We start from the raw sequence: 16,852 nt of genomic DNA, 5'->3' as shown, positions 1-16,852 counted from the left end.
TGGGCCCGATCCCCGCGATCCGGGGGCTAGCCCACCTGAAAATCTTAAAACCGTCACCCGCGGTTTCCTGGCATACCCCCGCCAGCGAAATGCAAATCAGGTTTTTAGGAGCGCTGTAATGCCTGAGATCTACCATTTCTTCCAACAACTGGTTAATGGATTGACCATCGGCAGCACCTATGCCTTGATCGCCATCGGCTACACGATGGTGTACGGCATCATTGGCATGATCAACTTCGCTCACGGCGAGGTGTACATGATCGGTTCCTATGTGGCCTTCATCGCCCTCGCGGGCCTGGCCATGATGGGTATCCATTCGCTGCCGATCCTGATGACCGTTGCCTTCGTCGCGACGATCTTCGTCACCAGTGCCTATGGCTACAGTATCGAACGGGTTGCCTACCGCCCCTTGCGCAACAGCAACCGTCTGATCCCGCTGATTTCCGCCATCGGCATGTCGATTTTCCTGCAGAACACCGTCTTGCTTTCGCAAGACTCCAAGGACAAGTCCATCCCCAACCTGATCCCCGGAAGCTTCTCGTTCGGGCCGGGCGGCGCGGAGGAAGTTCTGATCAGCTACATGCAGATCCTGGTGTTCGTGGTCACTCTGGTAGCCATGACCCTGCTCACCCTGTTCATCTCTCGCTCCCGTCTGGGCCGCGCCTGCCGTGCCTGCGCCGAGGACATCAAGATGGCCAACCTGCTGGGCATCAACACCAACAACATCATCGCCCTCACCTTCGTCATCGGTGCCGCCCTGGCCGCCGTAGCGGCCGTGCTGCTGAGCATGCAGTACGGAGTGATCAACCCCAACGCCGGTTTCCTGGTAGGCCTCAAGGCCTTCACCGCGGCGGTGCTGGGTGGCATCGGCAGCATTCCGGGCGCGATGCTCGGCGGGCTGGTGCTGGGCGTGGCCGAAGCGTTTGGCGCCGACATCTTCGGCGACCAGTACAAGGACGTGGTGGCATTCGGCTTGTTGGTGCTTGTCCTGCTATTCCGGCCGACCGGCATCCTGGGCCGCCCGGAGGTTGAAAAAGTATGAATAAAAATCTCAAACAGGCGTTTTTCAGCGCCTTGCTGGTCTGGGCGGTGGCCTTCCCGGTGCTGGGCCTGAAACTGAGCATCGACGGCATCAGCCTGGTCGTGCACAGCCAGGGCTCGTTCACCATCAGCATCATCGCCGTGTGCTCGGTGCTGATGTTCCTGCGCGTGCTGTTCGACAAGCAGTGGAGTTCGGTGATGAACCGCCGCTCGGATCGCAAGCTGATCCCGCCGGCCGTCAGCAATTACCTGACCCTGCCCAAGACCCAGCGCTATGTGATCGTTGGTCTGATCGTTGCGGCACTGGTGTGGCCGTTCTTCGGCTCGCGCGGTGCGGTCGATATCGCCACGCTGATCCTGATCTACGTGTTGCTGGGCCTGGGCCTGAACATCGTGGTCGGCCTGGCGGGCCTGCTCGACCTCGGTTACGTCGGCTTCTACGCCGTCGGCGCCTACAGCTACGCCATGCTCTCGCACTACCTGGGCTGGAGTTTCTGGGTATGTCTGCCGATTGCCGGCCTGATGGCCGCCACCTTCGGCTTCCTGCTTGGCTTCCCGGTGCTGCGCCTGCGCGGTGACTACCTGGCGATCGTGACCCTCGGCTTCGGCGAGATCATCCGCCTGTTCCTGCGCAACCTCACCGACTGGACCGGCGGCCCCAACGGCATCAGCAACATCCCCAAGCCAGAGTTCTTCGGCCTGACCTTCGAACGCCGTGCCGCCGAGGGCATGCAGACCTTCCACGAGTTCTTCGGGCTGGAATACAACTCGATCAACAAGGTCATCTTCCTCTACCTGGTGGCACTGCTACTGGCCTTGCTGGCACTGTTCGTCATCAACCGCCTGCTGCGCATGCCAATCGGCCGCGCCTGGGAAGCCCTGCGTGAAGACGAGATCGCCTGCCGTGCGCTGGGCCTGAACCCGACCGTGATCAAGCTCTCGGCGTTTACCCTGGGTGCCTGCTTCGCCGGTTTCGCCGGCAGCTTCTTCGCAGCGCGCCAAGGCCTGGTGACGCCGGAGTCGTTCACCTTCATCGAGTCGGCAATCATCCTCGCCATCGTCGTGCTTGGCGGCATGGGCTCACAACTGGGCGTGATCCTCGCGGCCATCGTGATGATCCTGCTGCCCGAGCTGATGCGTGAGTTCAGCGAATACCGGATGCTGATGTTCGGTGCGCTGATGGTGTTGATGATGATCTGGCGTCCGCAAGGCCTGCTGCCTATGCAACGTCCACACATGGAGCTGCGTCGATGAGCCGCGAAATTCTGCAAGTCAGCGGCCTGAGCATGCGCTTCGGCGGCTTGTTGGCGGTCAACGGCGTGGCCCTGACCGTCAAGGAAAAACAGGTGGTGGCGCTGATCGGCCCGAACGGCGCCGGCAAGACCACGGTGTTCAACTGCCTGACCGGGTTCTACAAACCCAGCGGCGGCACCATCCTGCTCGATGGCCAGCCGATCCAGGGCCTGGCCGGCCACCAGATCGCCCGCAAGGGCGTGGTGCGCACCTTCCAGAACGTGCGCCTGTTCAAGGACATGACCGCGCTGGAAAACCTGCTGATCGCCCAGCACCGTCACCTGAACACCAACTTCTTCGCCGGCCTGTTCAAGACCCCGAGCTTCCGCCGCAGCGAGAAGGAGGCCATGGAACGCGCGCAGTACTGGCTGGAAAAGGTCAACCTGACCGAATTCGCCAACCGTACCGCCGGCACCCTCGCCTATGGCCAGCAACGCCGCCTGGAAATCGCCCGCTGCATGATGACCCAGCCGCGCATCATCATGCTCGACGAACCTGCGGCGGGCCTGAACCCGAAGGAAACCGAAGACCTCAAGGTGCTGATCGCCTACCTGCGTGAGTCGCACAACGTCACCGTGCTGCTGATCGAGCACGACATGAAGCTGGTGATGAGCATTTCCGACCATATCGTGGTGATCAACCAGGGCACCCCCCTGGCCCACGGCACACCGGAAGAGATTCGCGACAACCCTGATGTGATCAAAGCCTACCTGGGGGAAGCGTAAAATGCTGAAGTTCGAAAACGTTTCCACCTTCTACGGCAAGATCCAGGCGCTGCACAGCGTCAACGTGGAGATCAACCAGGGCGAGATCGTCACCCTGATCGGCGCCAACGGCGCCGGCAAGTCGACCTTGCTGATGACCCTGTGCGGCTCGCCCCAGGCGCACAGTGGCAGCATCAAGTACCTGGGCGAAGAGCTGGTCGGGCAGCCGTCCTCGCACATCATGCGCAAGAGCATTGCCGTGGTGCCGGAAGGGCGGCGCGTGTTCGCCCGCCTGACCGTCGAGGAAAACCTGGCCATGGGCGGTTTCTTCACCGACAAGGGCGACTACCAGGAGCAGCTGGACAAGGTGTTGCAACTGTTCCCGCGCCTGAAGGAACGTTACATCCAGCGCGGCGGCACCATGTCCGGTGGCGAGCAACAAATGCTTGCCATTGGCCGTGCGCTGATGAGCAAGCCCAAGCTGCTGCTGCTCGACGAACCTTCACTGGGCCTGGCGCCGATCATCATCCAGCAGATCTTCGACATCATCGAACAGCTGCGCCGTGATGGCGTGACGGTGTTCCTGGTGGAGCAGAATGCCAACCAGGCGCTGAAGATCGCCGACCGCGCGTATGTACTGGAGAACGGTCGGGTGGTGATGCAAGGGACGGGTGAAGCACTGCTGACCGACCCGAAGGTGCGCGACGCGTACCTCGGCGGTTAAATGGGAAAGGGCCTTCGGGCCCTTTTTTATGCCTGCCAGAAATGCATTGCCAGTGCCGGCCCTTTCGCGGGTAACCATTAACTTGAGATCCACCGCCGGCCTGAGTAACGTGGCCAGCTCTTTACCAAAGATTCCCGGAGTTCGCCCGATGCGCCTCACCCCCACCCTGCTGCTCACTGCCCTGCTGCCCCTGTTCGCCGGCTGCCAGCTCATGGCTGAAGCGCCAAGCGACCCGAACATCGGCACCACGCGCATGCAGGGCGAACTGCGGGCGGCCGGTGGCCAGCTGCTGTTCAAGCCGTGCAGCGAAAACCGCACGTTCGTGATCAACGACGTCGGCGCTACCGGCATCCTGCAGGAGGCCGGCAACCTCGCCAAGGACGCCAACGACAAGCTGTTCGCCGACGTCCGTGGGCGCCTTACCGGCAGCAAGCAGGCCAACAATGATGGCCAGCTGGAAGTACGCCGCCTGTACCGCCTGGAACCTTCCACCCGCGCCTGCGAAGACCCCAACTTCAAGCAGTTGACCCTGCGCGCCAATGGCCACGAGCCGGACTGGGACATCAAGGCCAGCGGCAAGGGCATGGTCCTCAGCCGAGTCGGACAGGAGCCCCTGCCCTTGCCGTTCCTTGAAGAGGAAGTACCCGGTGGCGGCTTGACCCTCACCAGCGAAGCCAACGGCCAGCACGTGGAACTGTGGGTCGCGCCGCAGCGCTGCGTAGACAGCGCCACTGGCGCGGTCCACCACCTGCGTGCCGAACTGCGCATTGACGGCAAGACCCTGCAGGGCTGCGGCTACTACGGCGGCGCACGCGACAACTGATCGTCGGGCACTTTTAACCTGCCAGTCGGGGCGGCTAACAGCTTATACTTGGCGGTTTGTGTAAAGCCGCCGGCCGCCCATGGCCGGGATACTGGACCCTGCCATGCTACGAATCACCGAACTCAAGCTGCCCCTGGACCATCCCGACGAAGCACTGCGTGAAGCCATCGTCCAGCGCCTGGGCATCCGCGACGAGCAACTGCTCAGCTTCAACCTGTTCAAGCGCAGCTACGATGCGCGCAAGAAGAACAGCGAGTTGCTGTTCATCTACACCATCGACCTCGAAGCCAGCAACGAAGCCGAACTGCTCAGCAAGTTCGCCGACGATCACAACATCGGCCCGGCACCGGACGTGACTTACAAATACGTCGGCCACGCCCCGGCCGACATCCAGGAACGCCCTATCGTGGTCGGCTTCGGCCCCTGCGGCATCTTTGCCGGCCTTTTGCTGGCGCAGATGGGCTTCAAGCCGATCATCCTCGAACGTGGCAAGGAAGTGCGCCAGCGCACCAAGGACACCTGGGGCCTGTGGCGCAAAAGCGTGCTCAACCCCGAGTCCAACGTGCAGTTCGGCGAAGGCGGCGCCGGCACCTTCTCTGACGGCAAGCTGTACAGCCAGATCAAGGACCCGCAGCACCACGGCCGCAAAGTGCTGGAAGAGTTCGTCAAGGCCGGTGCGCCGGACGAGATCCTGTACATCAACAAACCGCACATCGGCACCTTCCGCCTCACCGGCATGGTCGAGCAGATGCGCCAAGACATGATCGCCCTCGGCGCAGAAGTGCGCTTCCAGCAGAAGGTCACCGACCTGCTGGTCGAAGACGGTCAGCTGACCGGTGTGGTGCTGGAGAGTGGCGAACAACTGCACTCGCGCCATGTAGTCCTGGCCCTTGGCCACAGTGCCCGCGACACTTTCCGTATGCTGCATGCCAAAGGCGTCTACATGGAAGCCAAGCCGTTCTCGGTCGGCTTCCGTATCGAGCACCCGCAAACGCTGATCGACAAGGCGCGTCTTGGCAAATACGCCGGCCACCCGAAACTCGGCGCCGCCGACTACAAGCTGGTGTACCACGCCAAGAATGGCCGCTCGGTGTACAGTTTCTGCATGTGCCCGGGTGGCACCGTGGTCGCCGCTACCAGCGAGCCGGGCCGCGTGGTGACCAACGGCATGAGCCAGTACTCACGTAACGAGCGCAACGCCAACTCCGGTATCGTCGTCGGCATTGACCCCGAGCGCGACTACCCGGGCGGCCCGCTGGCCGGTATTGAACTGCAAGAGCGTCTGGAAGCCCACGCCTACGTAATGGGCGGCAGCAACTACCAGGCCCCGGCGCAGCTGGTGGGTGACTTTGTCGCCGGCCGGCCATCGACCGCACTGGGCAGTGTCGAGCCATCCTACAAACCGGGCGTGACCCTGGGTGACCTGGCACCAAGCCTGCCGGACTTCGCCATCGAAGCGATCCGAGAGGCCCTGCCAGCGTTCGACCGGCAGATCAAAGGCTACAACCTGCATGATGCAGTGTTGACCGGGATCGAGACGCGTACCTCGTCGCCCCTGCGGATTACCCGGGGTGAGGACTACCAGAGCCTGAACCTGAAAGGCCTGTTCCCGGCGGGTGAAGGCGCCGGGTATGCGGGCGGGATCCTGTCGGCGGGTGTGGACGGTATTCGTATCGCCGAGGCGGTAGCGCGGGACATGCTCGGCCTGTAATTTTGTATCGCCTGCAAGGGCCCTTTCGCGGGCTCGCCCGCTCCCACAGATACTGCACAGTATTTGAAAACTGTGCAGTACCTGTGGGAGCGGGCCAGCCCGCGAAGAGGCCCTGACAGGGATCAGAAATATCCGACCCAAACACCAGCCTTTCCCTCCCCCCTTTCCTCCCATCTGCATCTAGGCTTCACTCAGCCCAGACAGCAACACCATATAACAAAAACGAATATAGTTTTTGTTTGAAAGCATATCGTCACAGGCTAGGGTGTACGCCCGTACCCTTCGTAAACTGCTCATGGAGAGCCTATAGCCCGTGCGTAGCCTGTTTACCCGATTCTTCCAGCTTGAAGCCGCCAGCGGTCTGCTGCTGATCGCCGCCGCCGTTCTGGCCCTGATCATCAACAACTCACCCCTGTCCTATCTGTACAGCGGCCTGCTCGACGTCCCCGTCGCCGTCCAGGTCGGCGCGCTGAATATCGCCAAGCCTTTGTTGCTGTGGATCAATGACGGCCTGATGGCCCTGTTCTTCCTGCTCATTGGCCTGGAGGTCAAACGCGAGGTGGTCGATGGTCACCTGTCCAAGCCCTCCCAGGTGATCCTGCCCGCCACTGCTGCTGTGGGCGGCATGGTGGTGCCGGCGCTCATCTACTGGTTCATCAACCGTGACAACCCGGCGGCCGTGGCCGGCTGGGCGATCCCCACCGCCACCGACATCGCCTTCGCCCTCGGCGTACTGGCCCTGTTGGGCAAACGCGTACCGGTTTCGCTCAAGCTGTTCCTGATGACCCTGGCGATCATTGACGACCTTGGTGCAATCATCGTCATCGCCCTTTTCTACTCAGGCACCTTGTCGAGCGTATCGCTGCTGCTGGCAGCGGCCTGCCTGGTGGTGCTGATCGCGATGAACCGGCTTGGGGTGGTCAAGCTTGGGCCGTACATGATCGTTGGCCTGATCCTGTGGGTCTGCGTACTCAAGAGCGGCGTGCACGCCACGCTGGCCGGTGTCGCCCTGGCCTTGTGTATCCCGCTGCGTACACGCAACGCCGAGACTTCGCCGCTATTGTCCCTTGAGCATGCCCTGCACCCTTGGGTTGCCTATGCGATCCTGCCGCTGTTTGCCTTCGCCAATGCTGGCGTCTCACTGGCAGGCATGACCGTGGAAAGCTTCACCCACCCGGTGCCGATGGGCATTGCGATTGGCCTGCTGATGGGCAAGACCGTGGGCGTTTTCGGCCTGACTTGGGTAGCGGTCAAGCTGCGCCTGGCAGCGCTGCCTGCGGGTGCTGGCTGGGGGCAGATACTGGGGGTGGCGATACTCTGCGGTATTGGCTTCACCATGAGCCTGTTTGTTGGCTCACTCGCCTTTGCCCCGGGCAGCAGTGATTACGCGGGCATGGATCGCATGGGGATCCTTACCGGCTCGTTCTTCGCCGCAGTGATCGGCTACGCCGTTACCGCCCTGGCCAGCCGAAAAACCAGTGCTGGTTGACTTGGCTGAGGCATAAAAAAACCCCGACTGGCAGCCGCCATGTCGGGGTTTTCTTTTGCTGCGCTACGGTCAGTGCGAGACGCGGCTGGTACCGTCAACTGTCATGATGCGCACACGGTCGCCGACGCGGAAAATTTCATTCTCCTGCACGGCCTGCACATAGGCACGCATGCTGCCATCGTCCTCACGCACGGTGATTTCGACGCCTTGGGTACGTGTCAGGCCTTCCTCTGCAGCGGAACCCGCCAGGCCACCGGCCACGGCACCGATCACGGCAGCAACGATGCTGCCACGGCCGCCGCCCACGGCGCTGCCGGCCACGCCACCGACGATGGCGCCAGCGCCACCGCCGATCGGGGTCTTGGTACCCTCGATCTTGACCGGGCGCAGGGATTCGATGGTGCCCATGCGCACGGTTTGCACGCGGCGGGCTTCATCACGGGAGTAGCTGTCACCGGTCAGGCTCGAGGCACAGCCCCCCAGCAGCAACGACATGGTGGTAAAAGTCGCCACCAGCAAAGCGGATTTACGCATGGGTAAAGTCTCCATAATTCAGGTGCTCATTAGACGCTGCACGTTGACGGCTGTCACGGTACAAACGTAATAAAATTGGTTTCATTCAGCCGGGGTACAGCCTGGGCGGTTGTGCCATAGGCTCTTCAATTGAGACCAAGGATAGCCATGGATTACTTCATCGTCGTAGTCACCACCGTTGCGGGGCTTTATTTCCACGGGTGGCTATACGTGCGTATGCGCCGCTGGATGGACCGTGACCTGGCGTTGTCGCTGGCGGGGGCTGACCCTGAAAAGCGTGAGTACATGCTGGAAAGGTTGGCGCAGGCGCGGCAGGAGAAGGTGGGGCGCAAGCAACTGGCAGAGTGGTTGGAGCGGGAGGCGGCGGGGTATCCGGGGTAGTCTGATGGATCACTGGGGCCGCTTTGCGGCCCCAAATGCTCAGGGTGCCAGCCGCTCGCGCAGCCATTGCCCATCCACCAGCCGGTAGTTCAACCGGTCATGCAGGCGGCTCGCCCGCCCCTGCCAGAACTCGATGCGCTCAGGCAACAGGCGATACCCACCCCAATGTTCAGGGCAGTGCGGCTGGGTGTCGGAGAAGCGCGCTTCAGTGGCCTTGACCAAACCTTCCAGCTCTTCACGACCGGCAATCACCCGGCTTTGCGGCGAGGCCCAGGCCCCCAGGCGGCTGCCCAGCGGGCGCACCTGGTAGTAGTCGTCCGACTCCTTGGCGGTGACCTTTTCCACTCGCCCTTCGATACGCACCTGGCGCTCCAGCGCCGGCCAGAAGAACGTCATGGCGGCAAAGGGGTTGGCTTGCAGTTGCTGGCCCTTGGCGCTTTCGTAGTTGGTGAAGAAAGTGAAACCCTGCTCGTCGAGCCCCTTCAGCAGCAGTACACGGCAATGCGGGCGGCCTTCGCCGTCCACAGTGGCCAGGGTCATGGCGTTGGCTTCCACGGGTACCTGCTCGGTTTTCACCGCATCGGCAAACCACTGGTGGAACAGGGCAAACGGCTCCCCTGGTGCCTGGGCTTCTGCCAGGCCATCACGGGTGTAGTCGCGGCGCATATCGGCCAGGGATTGGGTCATTGCTGCGTTCCTTGACGATCAGTTGCTCTTCGCAGGGCTGTTGGCAGCTACTTTCTTGTCAGCGGTAGCTTTCTTGGCGACTGGCTTGGCCGGCGCGGCTTTCTTCTTGGCCGTGGTCTTGGCAGGGGCCTTGGCCTTGGCGACGGGTTTCTTCGCCGCAGGCTTCTTTGCTGCTGGCTTGCTGTCGACGGCCTTGGCGGCAGGAGCCTTGGCATCTTGCACCGCAACCATTGAGGCAGGTGCAGGTGCCGGAGTGGCCTGCTGGTACTTGGCCAGCAGCGCGACCATGGTGTTCTGCGGGGTCAGCAGCATTTCCACGCGGCGGTTCAGGGCACGGCCCTCGGGGCTGTCGTTGGCGGCACGTGGCATGACCGAGCCCATGCCCTTGAGGGTCAGGCGGTCACGCTGCAAGCCGCTGAGGCGGAAGATGGCCGACACCGAGGCGGCGCGCTCCAGGCTGAGTTTCTGGTTGGCAGCGCTAGCACCGCTGGTGTCGGCATGGCCCAGTACCAGCACGGCAGTCTTGGGGTCACCTTCGACAGTCTTGGCCACGCGGGTGATCGGGCCGAGGGTCATTGGCAGCAGCATGTTCGGGCGATCGGGGTTATACGAGCTGTCCACCGGCAGGGTGACCGCCAGCACATTGTCGCGGCGCTCCAGTTCCAGCTTGCTGTCCTTGATGGCTTCGCGCAGCTTGGGCTCGTACTCGTCCAGCCAGGCCTGGGTGGCCTTCTGGTCGATCTTCGGCACAACCGGCCCTTTGGCTTGCTTGTCATCACCGCCGAACGGCCACCACCAGCGGCTGGCACTATCGGACTTGGCATCAGCCTTGGCCACGTTTTCAGTGACGGCTGCCTTCACTTCCTGCTCGGCGACCTTGTCCGAACCAAAAGGCCACCAGCTGGAGCCACCTTCCTTGGAGCCGTCCGGGGAATGACTGGCGCAGCCGGTAACGGCGGTCAGGCATAGGGCGAGTGCTAAGGTTTTATGTGAAGACATCAGCGATACACCATGAAATTGAAAGATATTTTGCCAACACACTTGAGGCGTTGGCATTGAGGATAGTCAAAGGGGTGGGGCAATACCCGCATTACCCGATCAAAGGCAGTCGGCAAGGACACGTACCAGATTCTGTGCTCGGGGATCCATGAGCACATACGGGCCGAGGGTATTGACCACGAAACCGAAGGCCACGTCATGCTCCGGGTCGGCAAAACCAACCGAGCCACCGGCCCCTGGGTGGCCGAAGGCACGGGCACCCAGGCCAAAGGTGGCATTGGATACGTCGGGCTGGTCGAGCATGCAGCCCAGGCCAAAGCGGGTCTGGGTGAGCAAGGTGCGGTCCTGTCCGAGGCTGTGCTCGCGGGTCAGTTCATCAAGCAGTTCGGATTCGAGCAGGCTGCCGTCCAGCAACCCGGCATAGAAACCCGCCAGGCTGCGGGCATTGCCATGGCCATTGGCCGCTGGCTGTTGCATACGTCGCCATTCCGGTTTGTTGGTGCTGGTCAGGATCGCCGGCGGGTTGGTGAAAGCACGGGTCGACAGCGCCTCGGGTTCGCGCATCGTCACCTGCAGCAGGCGCTGCGCTGCGGCATCCCCTTGGTTGCCTTTGCCACGGGCGATATGCGCCACGCGGTAGAACTCCTCATCTGCCAGGCCAACATGAAAGTCCAACCCCAACGGGCGAGCGGTACGGGCCACGATCGAGTCGCCAGGGCCCCGGCCATCGGCGCGGCGAATCAGCTCGCCGATCAGCCAGCCGTAGGTGATGGCGGCATAACCGTGCTCGCGACCCGGCGTCCACCATGGCGTTTCAGCCGCCAGGGCATTGACCATGGTCCCCCAGTCATACAGGGCTTCGGCCGGCAACAACTCACGGATGGCCGGCAACCCGGCGCGGTGGCTGAGCAGCTGGCGCAAGGTGATCGACTGTTTACCAGCCTGGGCGAACTCGGGCCAGTAGTTGGCCACAGGGGCATCGAGGGCCAACTTGCCCTCGCCCACCAGTTGCAGGGCGGTGACGGCGGTGAACGTTTTGGTACAGGAGAACAGGTTGGCGATGGTGTCGCTGTGCCAGGCCTGCTGGCCATCCTTGTCGGCACTGCCGGCCCACAGGTCGACGACGGTTTCGCCACCGACCTGGATGCACAGCGCAGCGCCACGCTCCTGGGGATCTTCGAACAGCGCGGCAAAGGCTTCGCGCACGGCTTCGAACTTCAGCTCATAGTGACCCTGGATCTGCACCCGCTGTACTCCGTACGACCATGTCCAAAAAAGGTGTGCATTGTTTCAGTAGTTAGGTGTTTTGCAAACTGGCTTGGGCCAAATGGTCGCGACGAACGGTAGCTTGTGCTCAGTGCGCCTGTTTTTCCAGCTGGGTGCGCAATTGGCCCATCGCCTGCAGGTTGCCCTTGCGTACGGCGTCGACAAAACCCGGGTACGGCACATCGGTGATCGCCACCAGCCCAAGGTGGCCGTTCTCGCCGTCAAGTAGCCGACCACTGGCTGGCTGGTCGAGGTACTGGAACCAGTGCGCGCCAACGATCATCGGCTGCGCCAGGGCCGCCTTGAGGAAGTTGCCATAGGCCGGACCGCGGTCTTCTTCCCGCGCCAGCTCCAGCGGCCCCGGCCAGAATGGCCCGCGATCACGCGAGCCGAACTGGAACTCGGACACCAGCACCGGCTTGTCCAGTTCGGCCAGGCGGGCGAAATCGTAGCCGTCCTGTGGCTTGAGGGTATAGAAGTTGAAGCTGAGTACATCGCAGAACTCGGCACAGGCCTTGACCGCCTCCGGCGTGCTGACCGCATAGCGACCACCGAGCAGCAGGTGATTGGGGGCGTGCCACTTCAGTGAGTCGGCAATGGTCTTGAAGTAGGTCTCGGCGAACACTTGCTGGAAGTGCTGGTAGTCGCGCTCGATTTCCGGATGTTCCGGGTCGGGCAGCGGTGCTTCGAAGCCCGGGTCTTCCATGAGTTCCCAGGCGGCCAGTTCGATGCCCCAGGCCTTGGACAGCCCTTGCTGGTTACGGTACTTGTCGCGCAGCTGCTTGAGGAAGGCGCGCTTGGCCGGTACATCGGTGGTCAGGCGCAAAGTGCCGTAGGCCAGGCCATACCGCGCTTTAGGGTCGCTGCCGGGGGCAGCCCAGGCCAGTTCGTTGTCGGCGAAGTAGCCGATCAGCCAAGGGTCGTCACGGTGATCTCGGGCAGCAATGGCCACTGCGCGCTCGGTGGCCATGGCAAAACGCGGGTCGAACGGGTCGGGCATGCTGCCCCACCAATCCATGCCAGTGCTGATGCTGGCGTAATCACCCACGATCGACAGCGGCAAGGTGTAGGGCATACGTTTGGCCTGGCCCAGGGCGGGCTCGCTCCAGTTGCCGACCGTGTTGAAACCCCAGGCCTGCAAACGGTCGAGCGCATGCGTTTGCCAGCGGGCAGCGTCCAGTACCTGTGGCGGGCAATTAACGGGCTGCCCTTCAGCGGCCGGCGGGCAGGGTTTGCCGTAGGTACGTTGCAGGTTGGCGGCATAGAAATCGAACCAACGCCCTTGCTTGAAGTTGCGCCCTTGAGACGAGGCATTGCCATCGTCGTTGTTGCCTTCGCCGTAGAATGCGGCCAGCGCATCGCCCTCGCCCGGCAACGCCTTGAACATGCCTTCACGGCCGGCGACGTAGGTACGCCCGCCGTCTGCGGCGACGGCATTCACCCCCAGGGAATAGAACGGGTGGCCCTCCGGCGTTACCAGGTACCAGCGCCCATCACGCTTTTCGGTGCGAAAAAAACCTTTGGCCTCGAACGCCGGCCCGGCCAGCAGCCCGCCGTAGCCGTCCAGTTGCTGCCTGCCCCGCTCAGCCAGCCAGCCCTTGAGCTGCTGCTGTTCACGCGTATCGGCCGCCTTGAGCTGCTCGTCATTGGCAACCTTCTCGGGCCAATTGCCGCGAGTGGACTGGCCGTAGGCATCGATCAGATCCTGGTACGCCGCCTTGTAGGCCAGGTCGTCATCCTGGATCCCCACCCGCTCGATCAGCAGGCTCTGCGCCACCTTGGGGTTGGGGATGCTCAGGCTGACCGAGGCCACCTGTTTGAGGTCCACCGCGCCAGCGCTGCTGGTCAGCAGCAAGCGCTGGCCGCCATGGCTCCACGGCATGGGCGGGCCGGCGCGCATGCCCTGGCTCAGCGGCGAGGTGGCCGTCAGCGGCACCATCACGGTTTGCGCGGGACCGGCCGGCAGGTCAATCCGGCTGGTCAATGTGCCGCCATCGCTGCCTTGCACCGTGACATCCACTGTCAGCGCCCAGTCCATACCACTCTGCAGGCGCAAGGTGAGGAACTGCCCGGCGGACCAGTCCCACGCCCCACCTTGCGGGCTCAGCCGCAGGGTCGGCCGCTCGGCCGGGTTGAACACCACACGCCGCAACACCTCGCCTTCGGCCGTCTGCTCGGCGTTGTACTGGGGCATGCCGGCATCCTCGGTTGCCACATTGACCACCGAGGCCGGGCGCACGAAGCTGAACAGCGTCTGCTGCCCAGCCAGCAAGGGCGAGCTGAACAGCAGGGCGAAAACGGCGGGCAGGGTGAGGCGGACCATAAGGCTGGGGCTCTTCTTCAGGCCACTCACGGGCCCTGGACTGAGTAATGTACGACGTGCCGAAGCAAGTGCCCCGGCGGTCAGCAAATCTCCCGCCGGAACGGCGGCAGCGCATTGAGAATAGCCTTGCCATAGCGCTGGGTGACCAGGCGCCGGTCAAGCAAGGTAATGACACCGCGATCCTGCTCGGTACGCAGCAGGCGACCGCAGGCCTGGATCAGCTTCAGCGAGGCGTCGGGTACGGCAATTTCCATGAACGGGTTGCCGCCACGGGCCTCGATCCACTCCGCCAGCGCGGCTTCGACCGGGTCATCGGGCACGGCAAACGGAATTTTGGCAATCACCACATGCTCGCAATAGGCGCCAGGCAGGTCGACACCCTCGGCAAAGCTTGCCAGGCCGAACAGCACGCTGTGCTGGCCATCGTCGACCCGCGCCTTGTGCTTGTTCAGGGTTTCCTGCTTGGACAGGTTGCCCTGGATAAGTACCAGCTTGCGCCAGTCACGGTCCAGGCCATCGAACACGTCCTGCATCTGCTTGCGCGAGGAGAACAGCACCAGTGCGCCGCGGGCATCTTCGACGATGTTCGGCAGCTCGCGGATGATGGCGGCGGTGTGCGCCGCTGCGTCGCGTGGGTCGGCCTTGAGGTCGGGCACCCGCAACAGACCGGCGTCGCCGTGCACGAACGGGCTGGGCACCACACAGGTGACCGCGTCACGCGGCAAACCCGAGCGCATGCGGAAGCGGTCGAATTTACCCAGCGCGGTCAACGTCGCCGAGGTCACCAACGCGCCGTGGGCAACGCTCCACAGGCTGCGGCGAAGCATTTCGGCAGCGAGGATGGGGCTGGCGTTGACTTCGATGTCGAACATCGCCCCGCTTTCGGCCAACGTCAGCCAGCGAGCCATGGGCGGGCTGTCTTGCGGGTCTTCGGCGGTAAAGGCTGTCCACAGTTCCCAGTTCCCCTGGGCACGGGTGACCAGGCTGCCGAACAACGGGTACCACTCCTCGGCCTGGTGGCTGGCGATGCCAATGTTGACCTCGCCGTCCATGCCTTCCTTGAGCAGGTCGGCCAGACGGGTGAACAGATCGTTGAGGCGGGCAAAACCCTTCTTCAGCTCGATACCCACTTCGCGCAGCTGCTCCGGCACGACGCCGCCTTCGAAGCGATAGCGGGGGCGCTCACGGCCCTCGGTGTCTTCACTGGGACGGAAGTCGGCCACCTGCTCGCAGAGGGTGAACATGAACTGCTGCTGGGTGCGCACTTCCCGCGCCAGCTCTGGGACCTGCTCGATGTACTTGCCCAGATCGCCGGGCAGCGGGTGCTGGGCCAGCAGCTTGGTCAGGTTCTTGGCGGTCTGCTCCAGCCAGTCTGCGGTGGAGCGCAGGCGGGAATAATGGGCGAAGTGGCCGATGGCCTTGTCTGGCAGGTGATGGCCTTCGTCGAACACATACACGGTGTCGCGCGGGTCAGGCAGCACCGCACCGCCGCCCAGGGCCAGGTCGGCCAGCACCATGTCATGGTTGGTAACGATCACGTCGACCTTGCCCATGCCTTCACGGGCCTTGTAGAACACGCACTGCTGGAAATTCGGGCAGTGTCGGCCGGTGCACTGGCTATGGTCGGTGGTCAGCCGGGCCCAGTCCTGGTCTTCCAGGGCTTCTGACCAGCTGTCACGGTCGCCGTCCCAGCGGTTGCCGGCAAGCTTCTCGATCATGCTGTTGAACAACTTCTGGCTGCGCTCGTCGACTTCGATGCGGAAGCCTTCTTCCTCGAACAGCTGAGCGGTAGCCGACTGGGCGTGGCCCTCCTGCAGGAGGATGTCGAGCTTGGACAGGCACAGATAGCGGCCACGGCCTTTGGCCAGGGCGAAGCTGAAATTGAGCCCGCTGTTGCGCATCAGGTCGGGCAGGTCCTTGAAGACGATCTGCTCCTGAAGGGCCACGGTAGCGGTGGCAATCACCAGGCGCTTGCCGGCTGCCTTGGCGGCCGGGATGGCGGCGAGGCTATAGGCCACCGTCTTGCCGGTACCGGTGCCCGCCTCGACGGCAACCACGGCAGGCTCGCCGGCGCGGCGGCCTTCATCGTCGCAGGCAATGTCGCCCAGTACCTTGGCCACTTCGGCGATCATCAGGCGCTGGCCATAGCGGGGCTTGAGGCTCTTGGCTTCGAGAAAACGCGAGTAGGCGCCCTGGATGGTGGCTTTGAGTTCGTTGCTGATCATGGTCTGCAGGCGCCCGTAGGGCTGGATATATTTTCAGTGTTTCGCATGGGCGGCTATCATACCCCGCTATTGCCCTTTATGCCGCATGGAGATCCGGATGCTCGCCTTTGCCCTGCCCTACACACTGCATGTTCTGGCTGCCCTGGTATGGGTCGGCGGCATGTTCTTCGCCTGGCTGGTGCTGCGCCCGGCAACGGTTGCGGCCCTTGAAGGGCCTGCGCGGCTGCGGCTGTGGGTGGAAGTTTTCCGACGCTTCTTTGGCTGGGTCTGGTTGGCGGTGGCGATCTTGGCGATAAGTGGTATCGGCATGTTGCACTTGCGTTTCAGCGGTTTCGAGACTGCACCGAAGTACGTACAGGTGATGATCGGTGGGGGCATCGTCATGTTTGCCTTGTTCATGCGCATTCAGGCGTTGCTGCTGCCGGAGTTGAAGACGGCGGTCCAAGCCGAGGACTGGCCGACGGGGGCGGCGGTGCTCGGGCGCATTCGGCGGATGGTGGGGGTCAACCTGCTGCTGGGCCTGGCCGTGGTTGCTGTGGCCAGCTCGCGCCTGATGATCTGACAGCTGAGTTATGCGTTGGAGATAGATCGAGCGCCGCGCGGGCGGCGCTCGATCGCATAGGCGCTGCAATTTCCCTGGCGAGAACTTCGC

At 63.0% G+C, this 16,852-nt stretch carries 15 protein-coding genes; 9 read left to right on the top strand and 6 right to left on the bottom strand.

The window, feature by feature from the left end:
• Positions 1-118: 118 nt before the first annotated feature.
• The 7 genes from livH (at position 119) to nhaA (ending at position 7,785) form a co-directional block, all read left to right on the top strand.
• Positions 119-1,042, top strand: a complete 924-nt coding sequence (gene livH, locus J3A71_RS06650) for a high-affinity branched-chain amino acid ABC transporter permease LivH (RefSeq protein ID WP_008097482.1) — start codon at positions 119-121, stop codon at positions 1,040-1,042.
• A complete protein-coding gene (locus J3A71_RS06645; protein ID WP_016488726.1) occupies positions 1,039-2,295 on the top strand; it encodes a high-affinity branched-chain amino acid ABC transporter permease LivM in 1,257 nt (418 codons plus the stop codon). The genes livH and J3A71_RS06645 overlap by 4 nt, the downstream gene beginning before the upstream one ends.
• Positions 2,292-3,059, top strand: coding sequence for a high-affinity branched-chain amino acid ABC transporter ATP-binding protein LivG (livG, locus tag J3A71_RS06640; RefSeq protein ID WP_096426683.1), 768 nt, complete (start codon positions 2,292-2,294; stop codon positions 3,057-3,059). Before J3A71_RS06645 ends, livG begins: the two co-directional genes overlap by 4 nt.
• Position 3,060: 1 nt before the next feature.
• The gene (locus J3A71_RS06635) at positions 3,061-3,762 is read left to right on the top strand and encodes an ABC transporter ATP-binding protein (RefSeq protein ID WP_003254879.1); all 702 of its coding nucleotides are present in this window, start codon (positions 3,061-3,063) and stop codon (positions 3,760-3,762) included.
• 148 nt (positions 3,763-3,910) lie between these two features.
• Positions 3,911-4,585: a membrane protein gene (locus J3A71_RS06630; RefSeq protein WP_016488728.1), complete on the top strand. Its 675-nt coding sequence runs from the start codon at positions 3,911-3,913 to the stop codon at positions 4,583-4,585.
• A gap of 103 nt (positions 4,586-4,688) precedes the next feature.
• Complete coding sequence (locus J3A71_RS06625) at positions 4,689-6,296, top strand: NAD(P)/FAD-dependent oxidoreductase (RefSeq protein WP_060520054.1); 1,608 nt, start codon at positions 4,689-4,691, stop codon at positions 6,294-6,296.
• A 313-nt stretch (positions 6,297-6,609) separates the two neighbouring features.
• Positions 6,610-7,785 carry a Na+/H+ antiporter NhaA gene (gene nhaA / locus J3A71_RS06620; protein ID WP_060520052.1) on the top strand — a complete coding sequence of 392 codons (1,176 nt, stop codon included), beginning with the start codon at positions 6,610-6,612 and terminating at the stop codon, positions 7,783-7,785.
• Between the two features lie 69 nt (positions 7,786-7,854).
• On the opposite strand, the gene J3A71_RS06615 is transcribed toward nhaA, so the two are convergent.
• A complete protein-coding gene (locus J3A71_RS06615; RefSeq protein WP_009684613.1) occupies positions 7,855-8,319 on the bottom strand; it encodes a glycine zipper 2TM domain-containing protein in 465 nt (154 codons plus the stop codon).
• Between the two features lie 147 nt (positions 8,320-8,466).
• Between J3A71_RS06615 and J3A71_RS06610 the strand changes: the two genes are divergently transcribed.
• Positions 8,467-8,700, top strand: a complete 234-nt coding sequence (locus J3A71_RS06610; RefSeq protein WP_016488731.1) for a hypothetical protein — start codon at positions 8,467-8,469, stop codon at positions 8,698-8,700.
• Between the two features lie 39 nt (positions 8,701-8,739).
• On the opposite strand, the gene pdxH is transcribed toward J3A71_RS06610, so the two are convergent.
• The 5 genes from pdxH to dinG form a co-directional block, all read right to left on the bottom strand.
• Complete coding sequence (pdxH, locus tag J3A71_RS06605) at positions 8,740-9,387, bottom strand: pyridoxamine 5'-phosphate oxidase (protein ID WP_016488732.1); 648 nt, start codon at positions 9,385-9,387, stop codon at positions 8,740-8,742.
• Positions 9,388-9,405: 18 nt separating this feature from the next.
• A complete protein-coding gene (locus J3A71_RS06600) occupies positions 9,406-10,386 on the bottom strand; it encodes an OmpA family protein (RefSeq protein WP_096426684.1) in 981 nt (326 codons plus the stop codon).
• Between the two features lie 99 nt (positions 10,387-10,485).
• Positions 10,486-11,631, bottom strand: a complete 1,146-nt coding sequence (locus J3A71_RS06595; protein WP_016488734.1) for an EstA family serine hydrolase — start codon at positions 11,629-11,631, stop codon at positions 10,486-10,488.
• 109 nt (positions 11,632-11,740) lie between these two features.
• Positions 11,741-13,975 (bottom strand): beta-galactosidase, encoded by a 2,235-nt coding sequence (locus tag J3A71_RS06590; protein ID WP_096426685.1) that lies wholly within the window; start codon positions 13,973-13,975, stop codon positions 11,741-11,743.
• 80 nt (positions 13,976-14,055) lie between these two features.
• On the bottom strand, positions 14,056-16,200 hold the full coding sequence (gene dinG, locus J3A71_RS06585) for an ATP-dependent DNA helicase DinG (protein ID WP_060520043.1): 2,145 nt from the start codon (positions 16,198-16,200) through the stop codon (positions 14,056-14,058).
• 97 nt (positions 16,201-16,297) lie between these two features.
• Between dinG and J3A71_RS06580 the strand changes: the two genes are divergently transcribed.
• Complete coding sequence (locus tag J3A71_RS06580; RefSeq protein ID WP_016488737.1) at positions 16,298-16,762, top strand: CopD family protein; 465 nt, start codon at positions 16,298-16,300, stop codon at positions 16,760-16,762.
• The last annotated feature ends 90 nt before the right edge of the window (positions 16,763-16,852 follow it).

It is taken from the genome of Pseudomonas sp. PvP089 (assembly GCF_017875165.1).
GTDB classification, from domain to species: Bacteria; Pseudomonadota; Gammaproteobacteria; order Pseudomonadales; family Pseudomonadaceae; genus Aquipseudomonas; species Aquipseudomonas fortuita.
The sequence above is the reverse complement of the archived record's forward strand: the minus strand, read 5'-3'. Positions and strand labels throughout refer to the sequence as shown.